Annotated in this window: 24 protein-coding genes; 14 read left to right on the forward strand and 10 right to left on the reverse strand. The window is 74.3% G+C overall.

What is annotated here, in order from left to right:
* Positions 1-41: 41 nt before the first annotated feature.
* Positions 42-470: a DUF2000 domain-containing protein gene (locus O2W53_RS23585; protein WP_269165489.1), complete on the forward strand. Its 429-nt coding sequence runs from the start codon at positions 42-44 to the stop codon at positions 468-470.
* Positions 471-523: 53 nt separating this feature from the next.
* On the opposite strand, the gene O2W53_RS23590 is transcribed toward O2W53_RS23585, so the two are convergent.
* Genes O2W53_RS23590 through O2W53_RS23600 form a run of 3 tightly spaced genes read right to left on the reverse strand, consistent with a single transcriptional unit; the run spans position 524 to position 6,041 of the window.
* Complete coding sequence (locus O2W53_RS23590; protein ID WP_269165490.1) at positions 524-931, reverse strand: Rieske (2Fe-2S) protein; 408 nt, start codon at positions 929-931, stop codon at positions 524-526.
* On the reverse strand, positions 928-3,468 hold the full coding sequence (gene nirB / locus O2W53_RS23595; RefSeq protein WP_269165491.1) for a nitrite reductase large subunit NirB: 2,541 nt from the start codon (positions 3,466-3,468) through the stop codon (positions 928-930). Before nirB ends, O2W53_RS23590 begins: the two co-directional genes overlap by 4 nt.
* Positions 3,468-6,041 (reverse strand): molybdopterin oxidoreductase family protein, encoded by a 2,574-nt coding sequence (locus tag O2W53_RS23600; RefSeq protein WP_269165492.1) that lies wholly within the window; start codon positions 6,039-6,041, stop codon positions 3,468-3,470. The genes nirB and O2W53_RS23600 overlap by 1 nt, the downstream gene beginning before the upstream one ends.
* A gap of 281 nt (positions 6,042-6,322) precedes the next feature.
* Between O2W53_RS23600 and O2W53_RS23605 the strand changes: the two genes are divergently transcribed.
* From O2W53_RS23605 to O2W53_RS23615, 3 genes are all read left to right on the forward strand, one after another.
* Positions 6,323-6,757 (forward strand): hypothetical protein, encoded by a 435-nt coding sequence (locus O2W53_RS23605; protein WP_269165493.1) that lies wholly within the window; start codon positions 6,323-6,325, stop codon positions 6,755-6,757.
* Between the two features lie 81 nt (positions 6,758-6,838).
* On the forward strand, positions 6,839-6,988 hold the full coding sequence (locus O2W53_RS23610) for a hypothetical protein (protein WP_269165494.1): 150 nt from the start codon (positions 6,839-6,841) through the stop codon (positions 6,986-6,988).
* 41 nt (positions 6,989-7,029) lie between these two features.
* A complete protein-coding gene (locus tag O2W53_RS23615; RefSeq protein WP_269165495.1) occupies positions 7,030-7,467 on the forward strand; it encodes a hypothetical protein in 438 nt (145 codons plus the stop codon).
* Positions 7,468-7,491: 24 nt separating this feature from the next.
* Here the strand turns inward: O2W53_RS23615 and O2W53_RS23620 are convergent, their stop codons facing one another.
* Genes O2W53_RS23620 through arfB form a run of 3 tightly spaced genes read right to left on the reverse strand, consistent with a single transcriptional unit; the run spans position 7,492 to position 8,717 of the window.
* Positions 7,492-7,869, reverse strand: a complete 378-nt coding sequence (locus tag O2W53_RS23620; protein WP_269165496.1) for a VOC family protein — start codon at positions 7,867-7,869, stop codon at positions 7,492-7,494.
* A 9-nt stretch (positions 7,870-7,878) separates the two neighbouring features.
* Complete coding sequence (locus O2W53_RS23625) at positions 7,879-8,247, reverse strand: hypothetical protein (RefSeq protein WP_269165497.1); 369 nt, start codon at positions 8,245-8,247, stop codon at positions 7,879-7,881.
* A gap of 32 nt (positions 8,248-8,279) precedes the next feature.
* Entirely contained in the window at positions 8,280-8,717 is a 438-nt protein-coding gene (gene arfB, locus O2W53_RS23630; RefSeq protein ID WP_164703235.1) for an alternative ribosome rescue aminoacyl-tRNA hydrolase ArfB, read from the reverse strand.
* 68 nt (positions 8,718-8,785) lie between these two features.
* Here arfB and O2W53_RS23635 point away from each other — a divergent pair, with 68 nt between their 5' ends.
* Both O2W53_RS23635 and O2W53_RS23640 read left to right on the forward strand, forming a co-directional pair.
* On the forward strand, positions 8,786-9,280 hold the full coding sequence (locus O2W53_RS23635; RefSeq protein WP_269165498.1) for a SixA phosphatase family protein: 495 nt from the start codon (positions 8,786-8,788) through the stop codon (positions 9,278-9,280).
* Positions 9,281-9,424: 144 nt separating this feature from the next.
* Complete coding sequence (locus tag O2W53_RS23640) at positions 9,425-10,198, forward strand: hypothetical protein (protein WP_269165499.1); 774 nt, start codon at positions 9,425-9,427, stop codon at positions 10,196-10,198.
* Here O2W53_RS23640 and O2W53_RS23645 read toward each other — a convergent pair whose 3' ends face one another.
* Positions 10,199-11,056 (reverse strand): SDR family NAD(P)-dependent oxidoreductase, encoded by an 858-nt coding sequence (locus O2W53_RS23645; RefSeq protein WP_269165500.1) that lies wholly within the window; start codon positions 11,054-11,056, stop codon positions 10,199-10,201.
* 199 nt (positions 11,057-11,255) lie between these two features.
* Between O2W53_RS23645 and O2W53_RS23650 the strand changes: the two genes are divergently transcribed.
* Positions 11,256-12,164, forward strand: a complete 909-nt coding sequence (locus tag O2W53_RS23650) for a helix-turn-helix transcriptional regulator (RefSeq protein ID WP_269165501.1) — start codon at positions 11,256-11,258, stop codon at positions 12,162-12,164.
* Positions 12,161-13,075 (forward strand): homocysteine S-methyltransferase, encoded by a 915-nt coding sequence (gene mmuM, locus O2W53_RS23655; RefSeq protein WP_269165502.1) that lies wholly within the window; start codon positions 12,161-12,163, stop codon positions 13,073-13,075. Before O2W53_RS23650 ends, mmuM begins: the two co-directional genes overlap by 4 nt.
* 81 nt (positions 13,076-13,156) lie before the next feature.
* On the opposite strand, the gene yidD is transcribed toward mmuM, so the two are convergent.
* Positions 13,157-13,660, reverse strand: a complete 504-nt coding sequence (yidD, locus tag O2W53_RS24020) for a membrane protein insertion efficiency factor YidD (RefSeq protein WP_269165503.1) — start codon at positions 13,658-13,660, stop codon at positions 13,157-13,159.
* 4 nt (positions 13,661-13,664) lie between these two features.
* Complete coding sequence (locus tag O2W53_RS23665; RefSeq protein ID WP_269165504.1) at positions 13,665-14,522, reverse strand: SDR family oxidoreductase; 858 nt, start codon at positions 14,520-14,522, stop codon at positions 13,665-13,667.
* Positions 14,523-14,982: 460 nt separating this feature from the next.
* Here O2W53_RS23665 and O2W53_RS23670 point away from each other — a divergent pair, with 460 nt between their 5' ends.
* Positions 14,983-17,604: a DEAD/DEAH box helicase gene (locus O2W53_RS23670; RefSeq protein ID WP_269165505.1), complete on the forward strand. Its 2,622-nt coding sequence runs from the start codon at positions 14,983-14,985 to the stop codon at positions 17,602-17,604.
* A gap of 18 nt (positions 17,605-17,622) precedes the next feature.
* Here the strand turns inward: O2W53_RS23670 and O2W53_RS23675 are convergent, their stop codons facing one another.
* A complete protein-coding gene (locus O2W53_RS23675; RefSeq protein ID WP_269165506.1) occupies positions 17,623-18,186 on the reverse strand; it encodes an SRPBCC family protein in 564 nt (187 codons plus the stop codon).
* Positions 18,187-18,355: 169 nt separating this feature from the next.
* On the opposite strand from O2W53_RS23675, the gene O2W53_RS23680 reads away from it, so the two are divergent.
* From O2W53_RS23680 to O2W53_RS23700, 5 genes are all read left to right on the forward strand, one after another.
* A complete protein-coding gene (locus O2W53_RS23680; RefSeq protein ID WP_269165507.1) occupies positions 18,356-19,888 on the forward strand; it encodes a GGDEF domain-containing protein in 1,533 nt (510 codons plus the stop codon).
* A gap of 56 nt (positions 19,889-19,944) precedes the next feature.
* The gene (locus O2W53_RS23685; RefSeq protein WP_269165508.1) at positions 19,945-20,733 is read left to right on the forward strand and encodes a sulfite exporter TauE/SafE family protein; all 789 of its coding nucleotides are present in this window, start codon (positions 19,945-19,947) and stop codon (positions 20,731-20,733) included.
* Positions 20,730-21,497, forward strand: a complete 768-nt coding sequence (locus tag O2W53_RS23690) for a sulfite exporter TauE/SafE family protein (RefSeq protein ID WP_269165509.1) — start codon at positions 20,730-20,732, stop codon at positions 21,495-21,497. Before O2W53_RS23685 ends, O2W53_RS23690 begins: the two co-directional genes overlap by 4 nt.
* Before the next feature lie 84 nt (positions 21,498-21,581).
* Entirely contained in the window at positions 21,582-22,337 is a 756-nt protein-coding gene (locus O2W53_RS23695) for a hypothetical protein (RefSeq protein ID WP_269165511.1), read from the forward strand.
* Positions 22,338-22,410: 73 nt separating this feature from the next.
* Positions 22,411-22,716: a hypothetical protein gene (locus tag O2W53_RS23700; protein WP_269165513.1), complete on the forward strand. Its 306-nt coding sequence runs from the start codon at positions 22,411-22,413 to the stop codon at positions 22,714-22,716.
* The last annotated feature ends 34 nt before the right edge of the window (positions 22,717-22,750 follow it).

Here is a 22,750-nt window from a genome sequence, read left to right on the forward strand (position 1 = left end):
GTACAAGACCCGTCGGACGGCGGGGCCCGACGCTGAGCAGCATGGACACCCCCGACGCGCCCCGCTGGGCCACCAAGATCGCCGTCCTGCTGCGCGAGGACCTCGCCCCGTGGCAGTCGCTGAACGTCACCGCCTTCCTGGTCAGCGGCATCACCGCGACCGGGCCGGAACTGGTGGGTGAGCCGTACCAGGACGCCGACGACACCGGCTACCTGCCGATGCTGCGCCAGCCGGTGCTCGTGCTCGCCGGGCCGGCCGAGCTGCTGCGCACGGCCCGCACCCGCGCGCTGGAGCGGTCGCTGACCCCCGCCGTCTTCACGGCGGAGCTCTTCAGCACGCCGGGTGACGTGCAGAACCGGGCCGCGGTCCGCGCGGTCGTCGGCGCCGACCTGGACCTGGTGGGCCTCGCGGTCCACGGCCCGAAGAACGCCGTCGACAAGGTCATGAAGGGCGCCCGCATGCACCCCTGACGGCCCCGCTGCAGGGTCCCGCCGTGAGTGAGCGAGTGGTGCGGGGCCCTTCATCAGACGGTGACGACGAGGGCGCCGTCCTGCTCGGCGACCGGGAAGAGCTGCACCGGCGGCGCGGCACCGGTGCAGGCGCCGTCGGTCCAGCGGAACGCGTACAGGTGCAGCGGGCAGACCAGCACGGATGCGTCGGTCTGCCCGTCGGCCAGCGGCCCGCCGGAGTGCGGGCAGGCCGCCTGGGTGGCGTGCAGCGACCCGTCGCGCAGCCGGAAGACGGCGACCTGCACGCCCCCGGCCACGAACGCCCGGCCCTCCCCTGGCGGCACGTCGTCCACCCGGCCGACGACGTGCGGTACGCCCGCTCCCCCGGCAGCAGCACCGTCGGCGACCTCGGTGGCCGGCGTGCCGGCCTTCGCCGGTGCGGTGGTGGGCGCCTCGGGGGCGTCGGAGTGGGTGACGCTCATCGGACCGGCACCTTCGGCAGGTCGACCAGCGGCAGCGCGGTGCGGAACTGGCCGGGCGTGGCCGGTTGCCCGCCGTCCTGGCCCCACGGGTCGGTGTAGGCGTCGATCGAGCGCTGCAGGCCGGCGTCCAGCTCGGCGAGGACCTCCGCGCTGCCCTCCAGCAGCACCGCCCTGATCTCGGCCAGCCCGACCCGGGGCACGAAGTCGTAGGTTCGCTCCAGCCAGTTGGCGTTCTCCCGGTAGTACTGGATGAAGCGGCCGCTGAGCTCCATCACCGCCGCCGGGGAGTCGACGGTGGCCAGCAGGTCGCCCTTGCGGATGGTGGCACCGGCCGCGCCGCCGACGTAGACCTCCCACTTGCCGTTGCCGACCGCGACGACGCCGACGTCCTTGACGTAGGCCTCGGCGCAGTTCCGCGGGCAGCCGACCACCGCCATCTTGATCTTGGCGGGGCTCTCGATGCCCTGGAAGCGGGTCTCCAGGTCGATGCCCAGCTGGGTGGAGTCGCCGAGGCCGAACCGGCAGAAGTCCGTGCCCACGCAGGTCTTCACGGTGCGGAAGCTCTTGCCGTACGCGTAGCCCGAGGGCATGCCCAGGTCGGCCCACATGGCGGGCAGGTCCTCCTTGCGGACCCCGAGCAGGTCGATCCGCTGGCCGCCGGTGACCTTGACCATCGGGACCTCGTACTTCTCTGCCACGTCGGCGATCGTCCGGAGCTGGGCCGGGGTGGTCACCCCGCCCTTCATCTGCGGGACGACCGAGAACGTGCCGTCGCGCTGGATGTTGCCGTGCACCCGGTCGTTGATGAACTTGGCGTCGTTCTCCTGCTCGTACTCCGCGCCCCAGACCAGCCGCAGCAGCGAGGTGAGCCCCATCTTGGCCTTGGCGTCCTCCTCCCCGCCCGGGGCCAGGGCGGTGAAGACGGCGGAGACGCTGCGCAGCTGCTGGTCACGGATCGCGGCGATCAGCTCGGGCTTGGCCAGCGGGATGCCCGGCACGTACCAGTTCGCCGAGGCGTCCTCGGTGACGTCGCCGTCGGCGGCCCACTCGACGACCTGCTTCACCAGGAGCTTGCACGAGCCGCAGCCCTTGCCGGCGCGGGTGGCGTCCATGCAGCCGCCGACGCTCGTCGTCCCCGCCTTCACGGTGTCGACCAGCGCCTGCTTGGTCACGCCGTTGCAGTTGCAGACCTGCGAGTCGCCGGGCAGGTCGGCGACTCCCACCTCCGCCGCACCGTCGGAGAGGTCGACGAGCAGCTTGATCCGCTCGGCCGGCAGCGGGGTGCCGCGGTCGAAGGCCTGGGTCAGGAAGGCGACCTTGCGGGTGTCGCCGAGCAGCGTGGCGCCGATCAGCCTGTCGTCCCGGACGACGACCGACAGGTGCACCCCGCGGCGGGGCTCGGAGATCACCAGGAACTCGTCGGTGTCCCGCTCGGGCCGGTTGACGCCCATCGTGGCGACGTCCACCCCGGCGACCTTGAGCTTCGTCGCCGTCCGGGAGCCGTGGTACTCGGCGTCCGGGTCGGTGCCGGTGAGCAGGTCGGCGAGCACCCGGGCCTGCTCCCAGACCGGGGCGACCAGCCCGTACAGCTCGCCGCGGTGCTGGGCGCACTCGCCGACGGCGTAGACGTCGGGGTCGTCGGTGCGCAGCTGGTCGTCCACGACGATGCCGCGTTCCACCTCCAGGCCGCTGAGCAGCGCCACCTCGGTGACCGGGCGGATGCCGGCAGCGATGACGAGCATGTCGGCGTCGATCGCCCGGCCGTCGGCCAGCACGACCCCGCGCACCCGGTCCGGACCGATCGCCTCGGTGGTGCGGGTGGCCAGGTGGACGACGATGCCGAGGGCCTCGACGCTGTGCTTGAGGATCGCCCCGCCGTCGGGGTCCAGCTGCTGGTTCATCAGGTGGGTGCCGGCGTGCACCACCTCGACCTGCAGCCCGTGCCCCTGCAGGGCACGCGCGGCCTCCAGGCCGAGCAGCCCGCCGCCGACGACGACGGCCCGCTCGTGTTCGGCGGCGGCCGCCAGCATCGCCCGGGTGTCGTCGATGGTGCGGAACCCGAAGACGCCGGGGAGCAGCTGCTCGCCGGCGGTGTAGAGGCCGGTCATCGGCGGGATGAACGAGCGGCTGCCGGTGGCCAGCACCAGCTGGTCGTAGGCGGTCGTCGTCCCGTCGTCGGCGTAGACGATCTTGGCGTGGGTGTCGATCCGGTCGACCCGCACCCCGGCCCGCAGCGTCACGCCCTGGTCGGCGTACCAGTCGTGGCTGTTGAGCACGATGTCGTCCTCGTGCTCCTCCCCGGCCAGGACGTGGCTGAGCATGATCCGGTTGTAGTTGCCGTGCGGCTCCTCGCCGAACACGGTGATCGCGAACTGGTCGCCGCCGCCGCGTTCGAGCACCTCCTCGACCATCCGCGCCCCGGCCATGCCGTTGCCGACCACGACCAGCCGCTGCCGGGAGTCGATGCCGTCGGCGTCGTCCATGGCGAAGTGCAGCGTGCTCATGCCCTCGGGGCGGCCCCCGAGCACCGCCGTCATCAGACCTCCACCAGGCCCAGGTCGAGCACCAGCTCGCCGGTGACGCCCACCGGTGCGGCGGCGTGCAGCTCGACCACGGTGCCGCCGTCGAGGTCCTCGACCACCCGCAGCGGCACGTGGCAGTCGCCCTTGGCGCCGATCGGGAACCAGCGCATCGGCTGGCCGTCGCGCACCAGCAGCACGTAGACGAGCTCGTCGGTGGAGTTGCCGCCGCGGAAGTAGAGCGCCTGGGCGCTCTTGCCCTCCGGGACCTGGTAGCGCAGGGCGGGGTCCAGCGGGCCGGGTTTGCCCAGTCCCTCGCCGGTGATCGGGTAGACGCCGTGCAGGAAGCGCGGGGTGCTCTTCACGCTGGTGGTCCTCCTCCGGGATGGGGCGTGCGGGGTGTGGGCCGTCGGTCGGGTGTGCGGGCCGGGTTGCGGCTGGGTGGCCGGTTCCGGTGGCGGGATGCGTTCCTCGGGTTCGCCGACCCGGGAGACGGCGACCGCGCAGGCCTTGAAGGCCGGCATCCGGCTGGTCGGGTCCAGCGCCGGGTCGGTGAGCGCGTTGGCGCTGGAGCCGCCGCCCCAGTGGAAGGGGGCGAACACGACGTCCGGGCGGATCGCGTCGGTGATCAGCGCGTGGAAGCGGGCCCGGCCACGGCGGGTGGACAGCTCGACGACGTCGTCCTGCGCGATGCCGAGGGTGCGCGCCAGGTCGGGGTGGATCTCCGCCCGCGGGGTGGGGGCGACCAGCTGCAGGCTGCGGGAGCGGCGGGTCTGGGTGCCGGACTGGTACTGGGCGAGGACCCGGCCGGTGGTGAGGACGTAGGGGTACTCGGCGTCCGGGCGCTCGTGGGCGTCGACCTGCTCGACCCGCCAGAACCGGGCCCGCCCGTCGGGGGTGGCGAACCGGTCGGTGAACAGCCGCGGCGTGCCGGGGTGGCCGGGGTGCGGGACGGGCCAGAACAGGCCCTGCTCGTCGTCGATCCGCCGGTAGGTGATGCCCGAGTAGTCGGCCGCGCCGCCCGCGCTGGCCCGGCCGAGCTCGGTGAAGACGGTCTCGGCGTCCCCGCTGAAGCCCGGCACGCCGAGCCGGTCGGCGAGCTCGGCGAGCAGCTGGAGGTCGTCACGGACGCCGGCGGGTGGGTCCATCGCCCGGCGGCGGCGGATCACCCGGCCCTCCAGGTTGGTCATCGTCCCCTCCTCCTCCGCCCACATGGCGCTGGGCAGCACCACGTCGGCGAGCTCGGCGGTCTCGGAGAGGAAGAAGTCGCTGACGACGAGGAAGTCCAGGTCGCGCAGCCGGCTGATCACGCGGCGGGCGTCCGGGGCGGAGACGGCGACGTTGGAGGCCATCACCAGCAGCGTGCGGACCCCGTCCTCGGTGCCGAGGGAGTCGAGCAGCTCGAAGGCGCTGCGGCCGGGGCCGGGCAGGTCGTCGGGGTCGACGCCCCAGACCGCGGCCACGTGCGCCCGCGCCGCCGGGTCGGTGATCTTCCGGTACCCGGGCAGCTGGTCGGCCTTCTGCCCGTGCTCCCGCCCGCCCTGCCCGTTGCCCTGCCCGGTGACGGTGCCCCAGCCACTGCCCTCGCGGCCGGGCAGGCCGAGCGCCAGGGCGAGGTTGATCCACGCCTGGGTGGTGTCGACGCCGCTGCGGTGCTGCTCGGCGCCCCGGGCGGTCAGGATGATCGACCGCCGTCCCCGGGCCAGGGCGAAGACGGTGCGGCGCTGCTGCTCCACCGGCACCCCGGTGAGCCGCTCCACCCGGTCGGGCCAGTACCCGGCGACCCCGGCCCGGACGGCGTCGAAGCCGGTGGTGCGGGCAGCGACGTAGGCCTCGTCGACCAGCCCCTCGGCCAGCGCGATGTGCAGCAGCCCGTTGGCCAGGGCCAGGTCGGTGGCGGGCAGCGGCTGCAGGTGCAGCGTGGCGTTGCGGGCGGTGTTGGTGCGGCGCGGGTCGATGACGATGTGCTCGGCACCGCGCACCCGGCCGGCGTCGAAGTACTGCATCGCCGGGGGCATCGTGTCGGCCGGGTTGCTGCCTACCAGCACGACGACGTCGGCCTCGGCGATGTCGGCCAGCGGGAAGGGCAGGCCGCGATCGAGCCCGAACGCCCGGATCGCCGCACCGGCCGCCGAGGACATGCAGAACCGGCCGTTGTAGTCGATGGCGCTGGTGCGCAGCGCCACCCGGGCGAACTTGCCGAACTGGTAGGCCTGCTCGTTGGTCAGCCCGCCGCCGCCGAAGCAGCCGACCGCGTCGCGGCCGTGGTCGCGCTGGGTGGCCCGGACAGCCGCGACCACCCGGTCGAGGGCGACCTCCCAGCTGCTCTCCACCAGCGGGCTGGTGCGGTCGGTGGGGTCGGCGCGCACCAGCGGCCGGGTGAGCCGTTCGGGGTGGTCGAGCAGCTCGGGGGCCGACCAGCCCTTGGAGCAGAGCCCGCCGCGGTTGGTCGGGAAGTCGGCCGGCACCAGGGTGGCCGGGCGATCGCCGGCGGTCATCGTGACCCCGCACTGCAGGGAGCAGTACGGGCAGTGGGTGGCGGTGGTGCGCGTGCCGACGCCGGGGGTGGGCAACGAGACGGCGGCGGACACATCTGCGAGCGTGCGGGGGCGCCGTTTCCCGGTGGGGGCGCTGAGGTCAAGGTCGCGTTCCGTCGGCCTCACACCGGAGCGCCCAGGACGGTGCACCGTTCCGCCCGCCCGCCCGGCGCCCGCGCGGCACGGCGAGTGACAGTGCAGCGGGCTTCCGCGGCCCGGGGAGCCCGCTGCGCTGTCACTCGATGCGTCGTCCTGTGTGCACGGCTCGCCTCCGCGCCGATGGACGCCCTACCGTCGAGCCACGCGGTCACGATCGACAGGCGGAGGTGGAGACGATGCGACGGTGCCTGGTGCTCGCCAACCAGACCCTCGGTGGGCCCCGCCTGCTGGAGACGATCCAGCAGCGGATGGCCGCCCGACAGCACGAGTTCTACGTCGTCGTCCCCGCCACGCCCGTCGCCCACCAGGAGCGGGCGACCGTCGGGAACGGCACGTCGACCGACCCGGCGCGCGCCGTGGCCACCCAGCGCCTGACCGACACGCTGGACCAGATCCGCGGACTCGGCGCGCCTGCGGACGGCGAGGTCGGCGACCCCGATCCGCTGCAGGCCGTGCGCCTGGCGCTGCGCCGGTTCGCCGCCGACGAGGTCGTGGTGTCGACCCTGCACCGGGGGGTCTCCCGCTGGCTGCGGGCCGATCTGCCGAGCCGGATCGAGCGGTCCTTCGGCCTGCCGGTCGAGCACGTGATCGGTGGGTCGGGACCGGACTGACGCCTCGTCGGCCCGCCGCACCATCGAGTTCCGGGCCGGGGAGGCTGGTGTGCGTCCCGGCTCCGGGGCAGGCTGTCCGCCGTGGACGAGCAGACCGAGCAGCGGCTGGTGCAGGTGGCGACCGACGAGATGCGGGTGCCCTTCTGGGTGGTGCTCGCCGGGGTCGGCGTGGGCTCCTTCTGGACGTTGATGGGCGTCCTCGTCGGCACCCGGGTGGCCCGACGGCGCTGAGCTCCACCCGCTGCGTCCGGGATCCGTGCCAGTCTGATCCGGTGTTCGAGGACGGGGGCGAGGTCCTGGCCCTGCTGATCCCGGCGATCGGTGCCGGGGTGGGCGGGCTGTTCGGCCGGCGGCTGCGGCACCAGCGGCTGCGGCGCCGGATGCGCGAAGGCCGCACGGAGCTGTCCGCGCGCTCCCCGGACGGCTGGGGCCTCTCCCTGACGCGGAGCTGGCGGACCTACCTCGCGACGCCGCGGCTGGGCGAGCTGGTGTTGCGTCGCAGGTTCCGGCGCGACGGGGCGGGGCACGCGGTCACGGTGCTCGCCGTCGACCCGCAGACCCGCCGGCCGCGCCCTCGTGAGTGGTGGCGCATGCAGGCAACGAGGTCCCGGGTGCTGACCGTCCGGACCCCCGAGGGCCGCCTCGAGCTCGCCGTCCCCGAGTACCAGGTGGACTGGCTGCGGGACCGGCTGGCCGGCCACGCCGGCTAGGGCACCGTCCCGGACGTCCGGCGCTCAGTAGCGGGAGATCTCCACCAGGTTGTCGTCCGGGTCGCGCACGTACACGCTGCGCATCGCACCCAGCGCCCCCTGCTTGGTCACCGGCCCGACCTCGACGGGCACACCGTGCGCGGCGAGCTCGTCCCGCACCTGGTCCAGCGGGTCCTCGGTGACCAGGCAGAAGTCGGCCGTGCCGGTGCCGGCGTGTGCGGCGCGGGGCTCGAACTCGGCTCCGCGCACGTGCAGGTTGATCTTCTGCCGGCCGAACCGCAGCGCCGTCCGCCCCTCCCCGAAGGTCTCCGCGGTCATGCCGAGCACCTGCGTGTAGAAGGCCAGGGTCCGGTCGAGGTCGGCCACGGTCAGCACCAGGTGGTCGATCCGGTCGATGCGCATGTGCTGGTCCTACCCCGGATCCGCATGCCGCCACAGCCGTGGGGCCAGCACGAGGAGGACCACCGCCAGGACGGCGATCACCGCCTGCCCGACCCGGCCCACGGTCACGCCGCCGGTCGGGTCCAGGGCGTAGTTGGCCCACCCGTTGGCCGCGGCATCGGTGACGAAGACCGCCACCGCGAGCACCACGCCGCTGCGCCGCCGCTGCCACAGCAGCACCGCGGCCAGCGGGTCGGCCAGGGTCAAGCTGACGAAGTAGAGCCGCAGCCAGGCCGGTAGCCCGGGGTACGGATCCAGGCCACCGACGGCCAGCTGGACGACGTGCACGACCGTGCCGAAGGCGAGCAGCAGCACGTACCCGAGGACGACGGCCCGCACGGACCGCGGGGCACCGGCCCAGGCGCGGTCGCTCAGTCCCACCGGCCGCGCAGGCGCTTGGTCTCCCCGCGCTGCTTCTTCGCCGTGATCCGCCGCTCCTTCGAGCCGCGGGTCGGCTTGGTCTTCCGCCGGGCCGCGGGCGGGGGCGCGATCGCCCCGCGGAGCAGCGCGGCGAGCCGGGCTCGGGCGGCCTCCCGGTTGCGCAGCTGCTGGCGGTGCTCGCTGGCGGCGATGGTGAGCACGCCGTCGACCAGCCGGTCGCCGAGCCGCTCGACCAGCCGCTGGCGCTGGGTCTCGGTCAGCCCGGGCAGCTGCAACGGCGACACCGCGAGCTCCACCCGGGAATCGGCGGTGTTGACCCCCTGCCCACCGGGCCCCGAGGACCGGGAGAACCGCCACGACAGCGCCCCCGCCGGGACGACGAGACGGTCGCTCACCGGCAGGTCGCCGAACGCATCGTCTCCGGGCACGTCGCACAGTCTCCCGGACGGCGGTCGCCGTCACGACCGAGTTCCCGCTCCGGTGCCAGACTCAGGCGGTGTCGACCCGCCGCCTCGTGCTCGTCCGCCACGCCGAGGCGGGCTCCGCCGCCGTCGACGCCGACCGCCCGCTGACCGCCGGCGGCGCCCACCGGGCCACCGCGATCGGCGCCTGGCTGGCCGACAACGGGATGACACCTGCGCGGGCGCTGGTCTCCCCCGCCCGCCGGACCGTGCAGACCTGGGAGCGGGCCGGCGGCGTGGCTCCCGTCCTGGACCCGCGGCTCTACGACAACACCGTCGAGGCGCTGCTGGCGGTGGTGCGGGAGACCCCCGACGAGGTGGACCAGCTGGCCGTCGTCGGCCACAACCCCTCGATCAGCGTGCTCGTGGCACTCCTCGACGACGGGCAGGGGGACGACGCGGCCCGGCGCGGCTCCGCGAGCGGGTTCCCGGCCGGTGGGGTGGCCGTCCTCGACCTGAGCACGCCGTTCTCCACCGTCGGCCCCGGCGCAGCCCGGCTGTCCGCCTTCGCGGTGCCCGGCAGCGACTGAGCGGTACGCCGCACGCCCCGGTCGGGTGAACGGCCACCGTCCACGGGGGCCGTCCGCAGCCTCACGCGGTCCAGCTGTCGCCCGGTCGGCTGAAGCCCCGCGGTTCACCTGGCCGGGTTCGTCACTGGGTGTGACGCTGGGCGAGTGACTCAGGACGCCTCACCCCGGCTGCACCTGGTGACCGGCAACTCCGTCGCCCCGCTACCGGACGGCGCGCGACCGGCCGGTCCCCAGCCGGCGGAGGTCGCTGCCGACAACCCCGTGATGGCTGACCTCCTGCGCCGGGCCGAGGCCCTGGACGCCCGGGTCGCCGCGGAGACCACCGCGCGCCCGCTGCACCCCGCCGGTCTGGTCGCGGTCGGGGCGGTGCTGACCGTCGTCCTCGCCCTGCTGGGTCGCCAGCCGTGGCAGCTGCCCACCCGCGACGGCGGCGCGGTCGCCGACGTCCCGCAGTCGCTGGTGACCTTCCTGCTGCTCAGTGCGGTCCTGTGCGTCTGGACCGCCGGCCGGCTGACCCGCCCGGCGGCGACCCTGCGCTCGGCCACCGCCGCCCAGACCTGGTGGGCGCTGCTCGGCGGGGCGGCCGTGGTCTCGCTGGCCGCCACCGTGTCGCTGGCCTCCTTCGCCGGCTACGAGGGGCCGGGTGACCTGCTCGCGCGCTGCGCGGTGGTCGCCGTGCCGGCCGTCCTGGCCGGGTTCCTCGCCCGGTACGACGGGCGCGCGGCCCGCATCCGGCTGGCCCTGGGCACCGGGCTGGTCACCGTGCCGCTGTGCGGCCTGGGCTGGGCGCTGCTGTCCTCCTCCGCCCGGTCGACGGCCGGCCTCGCCGACGTCCTGACCATGACCGGCATGGCCGCCGCCATCCCCCTGGCCCTGGCCGTCGCCTTCGTGGCAGCCGACCGGCGCCACCGGCGTTGATCACACCGGCGTGATGTCGGTCGTGTACGCGAGCTCCCGGGAGGCCTCGACGTCGGCGGCCAGCGCCTCGACCCGGGCGCGGGCCAGGCCGTAGGAGTCCGAACCGAGGAGCTGGTGCAGGGGCGCGCCCCCGGACGTGGCGACGGTGATGACCGCCCGGGCGGCCTTGGCCGGGTCGCCCAGCTGGGTGCCGGGCATCGCCAGGTGCGCCTCGGTCATCTCCCGGATCGCGTCGTACCCCTTCGTCGTGCTGGCCGGGAGGCCCAGCGAGGAGGGCCGCAGGAAGTCCGTCTGCATGTAGCCGGGCTCCACCAGGTGCACCTGGACGCCGAAGCCGGACACCTCGGCGGCGAGTGACTCGGTCAGTCCCTCCAGCGCGTACTTGCCGGCGCAGTAGAGCCCCCATCCCGGGAAGGCCGTCAGACCGAGGATCGAGGAGACGTTGATGACGTGGCCCCGGCCACGGGCGCGGAACTGCGGCAGCACGGCGCGCAGGACGTTCCACACGCCGAAGACCTGCACGTCGAACATCTCCCGCGCCTCCGCGTCGGTGACCTCCTCGACGGCGGCGAGGAAGCCGTAGCCGGCGTTGTTGACCACGACGTCGAGAGCGTCGAAGCGCTCGGTCGTCCGGCGGACCGCGTCGGCGACCGCCTGCTCGTCGGTGAGGTCGAGCTCGACGGGGAGCAGCCGCGCGGTGTCCACGTCGCCCAGGGCCGTGGTGAGGCGCTCGGTCGACCGGGTCGTGGCGGTCACGTTGTCGCCGCGCTGCAACAGCTGGCGGACCAGCTCCAGGCCCAGGCCGCGCGACGTGCCGGTGACGAACCAGGTGGCGGGGGTGGGGACGGACAGGGTCACGGGGATCTCCTCTTCGATTGCGGACGACAGCGCCCCGATCACGACCGCTGCTCGCTCCGGGACGAGGACGAGCCTGCTGGCCGATACGCCGCAGCGGAGCCGCCGAGCAGGCCCAGCACTGCCCGGGAACGGCCTGCCAGGGAACGGTGTGCCCACCCAGGCAGACCACGGCCGGCCGCGCGGGCGGCACACTGAGGGCATGGCAGGACGCACCGAGCTGGGCGACTTCCTCCGCAGCTGCCGCGCCGACGTGACGCCCGACATGGTCGGGCTGGACGGCGCCCTGACGTCCGGCCGGCGGGTCCGCGGGCTGCGCCGCGAGGAGGTCGCGCACCTCGCCGGGGTCAGCGTGGACTACTACACCCGACTGGAGCAGGGGCGGCATGCCAGCCCCTCTGCAGCGGTCGTCGACGCGCTCGCCCGGGCGCTGCGGCTCGACCCCGCCGCCCGGGCCCACCTGGCCGACCTCGCCCGGCCGGGGCGCGGGCGGCCCGAACGCCAGCAGGCGCAGCGGGTGCGGCCCGCAGTGCACCAGATGCTCGACTCGCTGGTCGACCACCCGGCGTTCCTCATCGGCCGGCGCACCGACGTCCTGGCCGCCAACCCCCTGGCCCGGGCGCTGATCGCCGACTGGGACGCACTCCCGGCCCGGCACCGCAACTACACCCGGTGGCTGCTGCTGGACCCCGCCGCCCGGCGGACCTACGAGGACTGGACGGCCGTCGCCGCCGACGCCGTCGGCAACCTGCGCCTGGACGCCGGCCGCCACCCCGACGACCCGCTGCTCGAACGCCTCGTCGGCGAGCTGTCCGTCGAGAGCCCGGAGTTCCGCGGCTGGTGGCAGGACCGACGAGTGCACGAGCGCACCCACGGCACCAAGCGGATGTGGCATCCGGCGATCGGCTCGGTGGTCATCCACTACGAGGCGCTCGCACTGCCCGGCGACCCCGACCAGACGCTGTTCGTCTACAGCACCGAGCCGGGCAGTGCCTCGCACGACGGCATGCGCCTGCTGGCCTCGTGGACGGCGCACCAGCGTGCGCACACCGCGCAGGCGCAGCGGGGCGAGGAGCAGGCTCTCCCCGGATCGCGGAGTCCAGGGGCATGAGCACCCTCGCCGAGGCACTCCGCACCGGGACCGTCGTGGCCGACGGCGGCCTCTCCACCGAGCTCGAGTCCCGCGGGCACGACGTCACCTCGTCGCTGTGGTCGGCCCGCCTGCTCCGCGACGACCCGGCGGCCGTCACCGCCGCGCACGCCGCCTTCGCGCGCGCCGGCGCCCAGGTCGCCACCACCGCCAGCTACCAGGCGTCCTTCCCCGGCTTCGCCGCCGCGGGCATCGACGGCTCGCAGGCCCGCGCGCTGATGACCCGCTCGGTTCGACTGGCCCGCGACGGCCTGGCCCAAGCGGGCCGGGACGGCTGGGTGGCCGCGTCGATCGGGCCCTACGGCGCCTTCCTGGCCGACGGCTCGGAGTACACCGGCGACTACGTCGAGCACGTCTCCGTCGCCGAGCTGCGCGCGTTCCACCGGCCGCGGCTGGCCGTGCTCGCCGAGGCCGGGGCGGACGTGCTCGCCTGCGAGACGCTGCCCGCCGCCGCCGAGGTGGAGGCGCTGCTGACCGAACTGGACGAGCTCGGTGTCCCGGCCTGGCTGTCGCTGACCTCGGCGACCGGCCCGGACGGGGTGCCGCGCACCCGGCGGGGTGAGCGGCTGGACGAGGTCTGCGCGATGGCCCGGGACGTCAAGGCGGTCATCGCCGTCGGGGTGAACTGCACCGACCCGGCCGGGGTGCCTGCCGCGGTGGCCGCCGCCGCGGCCAGCGGGAAGCCGGGAGTGGCCTACCCGAACAGCGGCGAGGCGTGGGACGCCACCGCCCGCCGGTGGACGGGCCGGCCGGGCGTCGGCGACGTGTCGGGGTGGCTGGCCGCCGGCGCCCGGCTGGTGGGTGGGTGCTGCCGAGTGCGACCGGACGACGTCCGCGCCCTCGCCGATGCCGTCCCACTCCCCCGCGACTGAGCAGTACCGGTCGCCGACACGCGCGGAAACGCCGGCGTCAGCGACCGGAACTGCTCACTCGGCCGGGCAGCCGGTGACCTCTCAGGCGGGCACCGGGTCCTCCCCGCGGGCGCCTCCCGGCCGGCAGCGCACCAGCCGGCGCGCGGTGAGCCAACTGCCGCGCAACGCCCCGTGCCGTTCCAGCGCCTCGATCGCGTACGCCGAGCAGGTCGGCGTGAAGTGGCAGCACGGACGACGCCGTGGGCTGACCTCACGCTGGTACAGCCGGACGGCGCCGATGAGCCGATCGGCCAGCTGCCCGCCCGGGCTCTCCGCCCGCAGCCGGCGCACCGTCGTCGGGGCCACCAGCAGCAGGTCCATGCCGCAGCCCAGCGCCTGGGCCAGACAGCAGCCGGTGTTCAGGAAGAACAGGTTCTGCAGGCACGACCCGTTGCGCCGGTACCCGCGACCGGGCCCGTAGCCGCCGTACCCCCGCGGCGGGCCGTACCCCCGCCCGTAGCCCGGGCCGTAGCCGCGATGGGGACGGCCCCAGCCACTGCGTCGCCGCCGTGGCCCGCCGCCACCCCAGCCCCAGATGAAGACCACCGGGTCAGAGGATCGGCCGGCCGCCGGTGACGGCGACCCGGGCCCCGGAGACGTAGCTGGACTCGTCGCTGGCCAGCAGCACGTAGATCGGCGCCAGCTCGGCCGGCTGCCCGGCGCGGCCCAGGGGTGTGTCGCCCCCGAAGGCGGCGACCTTCTCCGGCGGCATCGTCGAGGGGATCAGCGGCGTCCACACCGGGCCGGGCGCCACGCTGTTGGCGCGGATGCCCTTCTCCCCCAGCAGCTGGGCCATGCTGGCGGTGAAGTTGGCGATGCCGGCCTTGGTCATCGCGTAGGGCGCCAGGGTGGGGCTCGGGTTGTCCGAGTTCACCGACGAGGAGTTGATGATCGAGGCGCCCGGCTGCATGTGCGGCACGGCGTCGCGGATCAGCGTGAACATCGCGGTCAGGTTCAGCGCGACGGTGTGGTCCCACTCGTCGTCGGTGATCTCGTCGAGGGACTCGTGGCTCATCTGGAAGGCCGCGTTGTTGACCAGGACGTCGATCCCGCCCAGCTCCTCGAGGGCCTTGGGGATGATCGTCTTCTGGTGGGCCCGGTCGGCGAGGTCCCCTGGCACGAGCACGCACTTCCGGCCGGCCTCCTCGACGTACTTGGCGGTCTCCTGCGCGTCCTCGTGCTCGTCGAGGTAGGAGATGAGGACGTCGGCGCCCTCACGGGCGAAGGCGATGGCGACGGCGCGGCCGATCCCGCTGTCACCGCCGGTGATCACGGCGCGCTTGCCGGTCAGCTTCCCGGAGCCGCGGTAGCTCGCCTCGCCGTGGTCGGGCTTGGGGTCCATCTGGCCGAGCGTGCCGGGCGGGGTCTGCTGCTGCTCGGGCTGGGACTCGGGGCGGGGTGACGACACGGTGGTACCTCCTGCAGGGTCCGGGCGGCGGCACCCCAGCGCTCTGCTCACGCAGCCGGCGCGTCCTCCACGCCGGCCCGGTGCCGCGACGTGCTCCCGCCTACCCCTGCGGCGGACCAGCGAACCAGACCCTCGCGACCGTCAGGCGGCCCGACTGGTCAGCGACGCTGCGGGGCTGGGGAAAGCGGCCACGGGACGGCCCGAGAGCTCCCACCGCATCTCCAGGTGACGGCGGCCCGCGCGGTCGACGACGTGCACCCAACGGCACTCCGGGTACAAGTTCTTACGCATGTCTCATCCACCTCTCGTTAACCTTCCGTTCACCTACTGTCCCAGCTGCGTCCACCTCACGCACTCGACCGACCTGTCGTGACCAGATCGTGATCACGAGCGTGCGCCGAGCCCGTGACGCACGCTCTGCGCAGGAACGTCACCGGCATCGGGCACCCTGGACAGCACGATGACGCTCTCTCCTGCCGGCACCGACTCGACCCCGGCCGACTCCCCCGCCGCCGCCCTGCCCTCGCCGGACGTGCCGGCGCTGATCTCCGACCCCGGCGACCTCTCGGAGCTGTTCGCCCTCGGCGACGACCCGGACGCGGTCTTCGCCCGGTTCGCCGAGTGGGCCGAGGCCTCCGGCACGACGCTGTACCCGGCGCAGGAGGAGGCGCTGATCGAGCTGGTCAGCGGCGCCAACGTCGTCCTCGCCACCCCCACCGGGTCGGGCAAGTCGCTGGTGGCCACCGGCGCGCAGTACGCCGCGCTGGCCTCCGACCGGGTCAGCTTCTACACCGCGCCGATCAAGGCGCTGGTCAGCGAGAAGTTCTTCGCCCTGTGCGGCGTCTTCGGTGCGGAGAACGTCGGCATGCTCACCGGCGACGCGAGCGTCAACGCCGACGCACCGATCATCGCCTGCACCGCCGAGGTGCTGGCCAACATCGCGCTGCGCGAGGGGCCGGACGCCGACATCGGCCTGGTCGTCATGGACGAGTTCCACTTCTACGGCGACCCCGATCGCGGGTGGGCCTGGCAGGTGCCGCTGATCGAGCTGCCGAAGGCCCAGTTCCTGCTGATGAGCGCCACCCTCGGCGACGTCACCACCCTGCGGGAGGACCTCAGCCGCCGCACCGGTCGGCCCACCGCGCTGGTCGCCCACGCCGAGCGCCCGGTGCCGCTGCACCACTACTACGCGACGACGCCGATGCACGAGACGATCCAGGAGCTGCTGGACACCCGGCAGGCGCCGGTCTACGTCGTCCACTTCACCCAGGCCTCGGCGCTGGAGCGCGCCCAGGCGCTGATGAGCGTGAACGTCTCCACCAAGGAGGAGAAGCAGGCGATCGCCGACCTGATCGGCGGCTTCCGGTTCTCCTCCGCCTTCGGGACGACGCTGTCCCGGCTGGTGCGGCACGGCATCGGCGTCCACCACGCCGGGATGCTGCCCAAGTACCGGCGCCTGGTGGAGCAGCTGGCCCAGGCCGGGCTGCTCAAGGTCATCTGCGGCACCGACACCCTCGGCGTGGGCATCAACGTGCCGATCCGCACCGTGGTGTTCTCCGCACTGAGCAAGTACGACGGCACCCGCACCCGGCTGCTCAACGCCCGGGAGTTCCACCAGATCGCCGGGCGGGCCGGCCGGGCCGGCTACGACACCGCCGGCACCGTCGTCGTCCAGGCGCCCGAGCACGAGGTGGAGAACCTCAAGCAGTTCGCCAAGGTCGCCGACGACCCGAAGAAGCGCCGCAAGCTGGTGCGCCGCAAGGTGCCCGACGGCATGGTGCCGTGGAGCGAGTCGACCCAGCAGCGGCTGATCAACGCCGACCCCGAGCCGCTGAGCAGCCACTTCCGGGTGTCGACCGGCATGGTGCTCAACGTGCTGGCCCGGCCGGGCGACCCGGTGGCGGCGATGCGGCACCTGCTCACCGACAACCACGAGCCCCGCTCGCGTCAGCTGCGGCACGTCCGCGAGGTGATCGGCATCGCCCGGTCACTGGTCACCGCCGGGGTGATCGAGCGGCTCGAGGTGCCCGAGCCCGACGGCCGCCGCTACCGGCTGACTCTGGACCTGCCGCCGGACTTCCAGCTCAACCAGCCGCTGTCGACCTTCGCGCTCGCCGCGATCGACCTGCTCACCCCCGGCCCGGACGCCGAGGGCAACGACACCTACGCCCTGGACGTCGTCTCGGTCATCGAGGCGACGCTGGACGACCCGCGCCAGATCATCTCCGCGCAGCTCAACAAGGCCAAGGGCGAGGCCGTGGCGCAGATGAAGGCCGAGGGCATCGAGTACGACGAGCGGATGGAGCTGCTGGAGGAGATCACCTACCCGCAGCCGCTCAAGGAGCTGCTCGACCACGCCTTCGAGATCTACTCCGCCGGCAACCCGTGGGCGCGCGACGCGCAGCTCTCCCCCAAGTCCGTCGTCCGGGACATGTGGGAGCAGGCGATGACCTTCCGGGAGCTGGTCAACCACTACGGCCTGACCCGCTCCGAGGGCGCGGTGCTCCGCTACCTCTCCGACGCGTTCAAGGCGCTGCGCTCCGGGGTGCCCGCCGACGCCCGCACCGAGGAGGTCACCGACCTCGTCGAGTGGCTGGGTGAGCTGGTGCGCCAGGTCGACTCCTCGCTGCTGGACGAGTGGGAGCAGCTGACCAGCGCCGACCAGCCGCTGGACGCCCCGGTCGCCGTCCCGGCCCGGCCGCGCCCGCTGACCGGCAACGAGCGGGCCTTCACCGCGATGATCCGCAACGCGCTGTTCCGCCGGGTCGAGCTCATCGCCCGGCGGCGCTGGTACGACCTCGGCGAGCTCGACTCCGCCGCCGGCTGGGACGCCGAGCGGTGGGGCGAGGTCGTGCAGGCCTACTTCGCCGAGCACGCCGAGCTGAACACCGGCGGCGACGCCCGCGGCCCGGCCCTGCTGATCGTGGACAAGTCCGAGCCGCGGCTGTGGCAGGTGCGGCAGATCCTCGACGACCCGGCCGGCGACCACGACTGGGGCTTCGACGCCGAGATCGACCTGGACGCCTCCGACGAGGAGGGCGTGCTGGTCATGCGGCTGCTCGACGCCGGCCGCAAGGACTGAAGAAGGACCCCGTCCTCCTCATCCCTCGCGAGCTCGGGACGAGCCTCTGGACGGGGCCGGACGGCGGAACGTGGGGCCGGGTGGCGGGGGGACGACGGCGGTCGGGTCGCGCCGGCGGCGGAGCTCCAGCGCCAGGCTCTCCTCGCCGCGGGCCATCGCCCACCGGTGGTTGGCCGCGAACGCCGGCCGCAGCAGCCAGCTGAGCCGGGCCAGCAGCGGCTTGGCCGCGCGCACCTGCCAGTCGTAGGTGATGACCACCTCCGGCCCCTCCTGCGCGAAGGTCCAGCGGCCCTTGCCCACCAGGTCACCGACCGCGGCGAGGGCGAACCCGGTGTCGGTCATCGTCTCGGTGATCCGCAGCGTCCAGCGCAGCGTGTAGGGCAGCCATCCGGTCGTGAAGACCTCGACCGTGCGCCCGACCCCGTCCGGCCCGCCGTCAGCGACCGGCACGACGTCGAGGTAGACCGCCGGCCACCACCGCGGCAGGGAAGCGCTGTCGCTGAGCACCGCCCGCACCTCGGCGATCGTGCCGGGCACTCGCCAGACGGTGACGAAGCAGTACGCGGGCGGGGCTGTGGGCACGACCGGCACTCTCCTCACCCGTGCGGGGGCTGTCCACGCCGACCCCGAGGCGGGCAGCGCACCGACGGCGCGGGCGACCCGATCGGGGTATCCAGGTCCCGCCCCCAGGCGCCGAAGACCTCGGTGGACGCACCGGCGAGCCGAGCCGGGCCCGAGGACGAGGACCGACATGCCCCCACTCCCGGCGACGCGGCCGGCGATGCGCCGGTCGGTCTTCCGTCGCCCCGCCGACCTGGTCGAGCGCACCCGCTGGCTGTTCGGGGCCTGCGCCGTCGTCTCCCTGGTGCTCACCTCGTTCGGTGCCGCGGCGGGCGCGGACACCTGGCGCCTGACGGCCATCGCGGTCTCCGTGACCGCACTGCTCGCCTCCTGGCTGCACCGCTACACGGCCCGCCGCGGGTACATCGCCCTGGACCTCCTCGACGCCGTGGCCGTCTGCGTGTTCGCCCTCGCCTCGCCGGTGCCTGCCGTGGCCCTCGGCGTCACCTTCTCCGCACTGTGGTTCCGCGCCGTCTACGGCCGCACCTGGGAGACCTGGGCCTACACGGCGGCCCAGTGCGCCGGCCTGGTCGCCGCGCTCGCGCTGTGGGAGACCGTCCCCGGCCACGTCGGCGCAGCCCCGGCCGCCCCGCTGCTCGGCGCACTGCCGATCGCCCCGCTGCTCGCCGTGGTCTCCCGGCACCTGGTTTCGGTGCTGCAGCAGCACCAGGACGCGCAGGCCTGGGACGCCACGCTCGCGCGGTTGACCACCCAGCTGCTCGGCGTCACCGACGTCGCGCAGATCAGGCAGCACGGCTGGGACGCCGCGGCGGAGATCTGCCGGATCACCCCCGGGCTGTCCGTGGTCGTCGTCGAGGACGACGGAGCCCACCTGGTCGTGCAGCGGTCCGTCGGCCCGGTCCAGCAGCTGCCCGGCACCCTCGACCGCGCTCCGGCCGCCGCAGGCCTGGCCGCTGCCGCCGGCGCGCACGAGCCCCGGCGCATCACGGCTCCGCAGCAGCTCGTGACGTCGGCCGGCGGGGCGCGCAGCTGGGCGGCGGTCCCGATGCCGGACGAGTCGGGCAGGTACCTCCTGCTGGGCGGCAGCGTGCTGCACGCCGAGGGCGTGGCCCTGGTCCAGTCGCTGGTGGCCCAGACGGCCCTCGCCGTGCGGGCGACCAGCGCGTACCGCGAGCTGGAGGTGCAGGCGCGCACCGACGCCCTCACCGGCCTGGCGAACCGCAGCAGCTTCTCCGCCGCGCTGGCGGCAGCGACCTCCGGCACGGACGGCGACCCGTGGGTGCTGTTCCTCGACCTGGACGACTTCAAGCTGGTCAACGACCGGCTGGGGCACGCCGCGGGCGACGAGCTGCTCCGCGCGGTGGGCGCCCGGTTGGCCGGCGTCGTCCGTGCGCCCGGCCTGTGTGCCCGGCTGGGCGGCGACGAGTTCGCCGTCCTGGTGCACGCCGCCGACGCCGGGGACGCCGAGACGCTGGGCCGTCGACTGGTCGAGGTGGCCTCCACGCCGGTCCAGCTGGCCGCCGGCACGGCGCGGGTTGGCGCCAGCGTGGGCGCCGCGTGTGTGCTGCCCGGCGTCTCCTGGACCAGCACGCTGCAGCAGGCCGACCTGGCGATGTACGCCGCCAAGGCGGCGGGCAAGAACCGGGTGCGGGTCGCCGGCTCCCCGCCGCCGGTCAGCGCCGGAGCGCTCACCCTCGCCTGACCGTCCGTGCGCGGGCTCACACGAGGCCGCTGTGACACCCTCGCGGCGATGCGGGCATGACGGCGTGGGAGATGGTCGCGGTGGCCGCCGCCGGGCTGGCCGCCGGCGGCATCAACGCCGTCGTCGGCTCCGGCACCTTGGTCACCTTCCCGGTGCTGCTGGCCGTCGGACTGCCGCCGGTGACCGCGACCATCACCAACTCCCTCGGCCTGGTCCCCGGCAACCTGACCGGGGCGATCGGCTACCGCCGGGAGCTGCAGGGTCAGCGCCGGATGCTGTTGCAACTGCTCCCCGCGTCGGTGCTCGGGGCCCTCACCGGCGCCTTCCTGCTCCTGCACCTGCCCGCGTCGGCGTTCGAGGCCATCGTGCCGGCGCTGGTGGGGCTGGCCGTCGTCCTGGTCGCCGTGCAGCCGCTGCTGCAGCGCCGGCTGGCCGCGCGCCGGGCCCGAGCGGGCACCGTCGAGGAGGAGCAGGGGATCGGCCCCGGCCGGCTGGCCGGGCTGTTCGCCGGCGCCTACGCGACCGGCACCTACGGCGGCTACTTCGCCGCCAGCCAGGGGGTGCTGCAGATCGGCATCTTCGGGTTGCTGCTCCGCGAGCCGTTGCAGCGGCTCAACGCCATCAAGAACGTGCTGACCCTCGCCGTCAACGCGGTGGCGGCGCTGGCCTACGTGATCGTGGCGACGGAGCGGATCGACTGGCGCGCGGCCGCCCTGGTGGCCGGCGGCGCACTGGTCGGCGGGTACGTCGGGTCGACGTTCGGACGGCGGCTGCCCGCGGCGCTGCTGCGGACGGCGATCGTGGTGCTCGGGCTGATCGCGATCTGGGTGCTGCTGCGCCGATGAGCGTCCTGGAGTTCGGGCTCCTGGTGCTGGCCGGGCTGGGTGCCGGGCTGATCGGCAGCATCGCCGGGCTGGCGTCCCTGATCAGCTACCCCGCGCTGCTGGCCACGGGCCTGTCGCCGGTGACGGCCAACGTGACCAACACCGTGGCGCTGGTGCTCAGCGGCGTCGGCGCGGTGAGCGCGTCCCGGCCGGAGCTGACCGGCCAACGGGACCGGCTGGTGCGACTGGGGGCCGCCGGGCTGCTCGGTGGCGTCGCCGGTGCGGTCCTGCTGCTGCTCACCCCGGCGACGGCCTTCGAGCGGCTGGTGCCCTTCCTGATCGCCGGGGCCTCGGTCGCCATCCTCGTCCAGCGCCCGCCCCGGGAGCTGGCCGCCGAGGGGGCGGCGACCGGGCGACGGCACCGCGACCACTGGGGCCTGGTGCTGGGCACCTTCGGGGCCTCCGTCTACGCCGGCTACTTCGGAGCTGCCGCCGGCGTCGTGCTGTTGGCGATGTACCTGCTGGTCACCGGCGAGGGGGTGCCGCGCAGCAACGCAATGAAGAACGTCGTCCTGGCGCTGGCCAACGGGGTGGCCGCGGTGGGCTACGCCTTCTTCGCCGACGTCGCCTGGCTGGCCGCCCTCCCCCTGGCGATCGGCTTCCTGCTCGGCGGTCGGCTCGGCCCGCGGGTGGTCCGCCGGGTGCCGCAGACGCTGCTGCGCCGGCTGATCGCCGTCGCCGGGGTGGCCCTCGCCGTCCGCCTCGGGCTCGACGCGTTCGGCTGACGTCCCGGGGTGGTGCCCAACCGCTGGCACGGGCAGGGTGACCCGGGGTGCTGACGACGGACGCCGGCACCGACAGGAGGCGTCATGACCCGGCCCGGGCCTGCGGCACAGGAGTTCGCCCACGCACTCGAGCAACTGCCACCGCCGGAGCTGCGCGGCCCGGAGATGCTCGCCGTCCGGCTGTCCCGGGCCTGCGTGGCCGCCCTGCCGATCGACGGAGCGGGGCTGAGCGTCCACGACCCGAGTGGCCTGCGGACACCGATCGGCGCCAGCGACGCCACCGCATCCCGGGCCGAGCGGCTGCAGTTCACCCACGGCGCGGGTCCCTGCCTGCGGGCTCATGACGACGGCACCGCCATCGCCTTCGACGAGGGTGAGATCGCCCGCAACTGGCCCGACCTGCACGACGCGCTGGTCGGCGAGACGCCGTTCCGCGCCGTCCTGTCGGTGCCGCTGCTCCCGCCGCTGGGCCCGCTGGTGGTGCTGGACCTCTACGTGCGCGAGCTCGCCGCGCTGCCGACCACCGACCGGGAGGACGTCGCCGACGTGACCATCGCGCTGACCCGGGCCATGGTGGCCGCGGCCCTCGGTGCACCGATCACGGAGGGCCGTCGCGGCTGGTGGGACGGGCCGGACGCGCTGAGCCGGGCGCGGGTCTGGCAGGCGACCGGGATGGTCGACGTCGCCCTGGGCCTGGAGACCGCCGACGCGCTGGCCGTGCTCAAGGCCCATGCCTTCGCCACCGGTCAGGTGGTGGACGACGTCGCCGCCGACCTGATCAGCGGCCGGCTCGACGTCGACACCCTCCGCCTGGCCGCCGGGAGCGACCACCAGGACTGACCGTGAGCCGATGAGTCTCCCGGGGTGCGCCGGTCCCTGCTGACGTCAGCATCCGTCGTCGTCGGAGGTGCACGTGCCCGGAGCAGCCTGGACCGATCCCCTCACCCCCCTGCTCGGCCGGTGGCGTACCAGCGGCGCCGTCCTGGACGACGACGGCGCGACGACCGCGCAGATCACCGGCACCGACGTCTACGAGCTGATGCCCGGCGGGGGCTGGGTGGTGCACCGCTGGGTGTTCTCCGCCGACGGCGTGCGGGCGCGCCTGTGCGCCGCGGCCGACGGGACGTCGATGACGGCCACGTGGGAACGCTCCACCCCCGCCGGCTGGGTGCGCTGGATGGTCCTCGACTTCACGGCTCTTCATCAACCGACCGGTTGACAAACCCCGCGGACAGGTCCACTCTCTTCTTCAA

Origin of the sequence: Modestobacter sp. VKM Ac-2978, assembly GCF_026968025.1 — a bacterium.
Lineage (GTDB): Bacteria > Actinomycetota > Actinomycetes > Mycobacteriales > Geodermatophilaceae > Modestobacter.

Bases quoted from the DNA above. Each gene is read 5' to 3' on its own strand.
- O2W53_RS23585 (WP_269165489.1), top strand. From the start codon at position 42: ATGGACACCCCCGACGCGCCCCGCTGGGCCACCAAGATCGCCGTCCTG.
- O2W53_RS23590 (WP_269165490.1), bottom strand. From the start codon at position 931: ATGAGCGTCACCCACTCCGACGCCCCCGAGGCGCCCACCACCGCACCG.
- nirB (WP_269165491.1), bottom strand. From the start codon at position 3,468: ATGACGGCGGTGCTCGGGGGCCGCCCCGAGGGCATGAGCACGCTGCAC.
- O2W53_RS23605 (WP_269165493.1), top strand. From the start codon at position 6,323: ATGCGACGGTGCCTGGTGCTCGCCAACCAGACCCTCGGTGGGCCCCGC.
- O2W53_RS23620 (WP_269165496.1), bottom strand. From the start codon at position 7,869: ATGCGCATCGACCGGATCGACCACCTGGTGCTGACCGTGGCCGACCTC.
- O2W53_RS23650 (WP_269165501.1), top strand. From the start codon at position 11,256: ATGGCAGGACGCACCGAGCTGGGCGACTTCCTCCGCAGCTGCCGCGCC.
- mmuM (WP_269165502.1), top strand. From the start codon at position 12,161: ATGAGCACCCTCGCCGAGGCACTCCGCACCGGGACCGTCGTGGCCGAC.
- O2W53_RS23670 (WP_269165505.1), top strand. From the start codon at position 14,983: ATGACGCTCTCTCCTGCCGGCACCGACTCGACCCCGGCCGACTCCCCC.
- O2W53_RS23680 (WP_269165507.1), top strand. From the start codon at position 18,356: ATGCCCCCACTCCCGGCGACGCGGCCGGCGATGCGCCGGTCGGTCTTC.
- O2W53_RS23685 (WP_269165508.1), top strand. From the start codon at position 19,945: ATGACGGCGTGGGAGATGGTCGCGGTGGCCGCCGCCGGGCTGGCCGCC.
- O2W53_RS23690 (WP_269165509.1), top strand. From the start codon at position 20,730: ATGAGCGTCCTGGAGTTCGGGCTCCTGGTGCTGGCCGGGCTGGGTGCC.
- O2W53_RS23695 (WP_269165511.1), top strand. From the start codon at position 21,582: ATGACCCGGCCCGGGCCTGCGGCACAGGAGTTCGCCCACGCACTCGAG.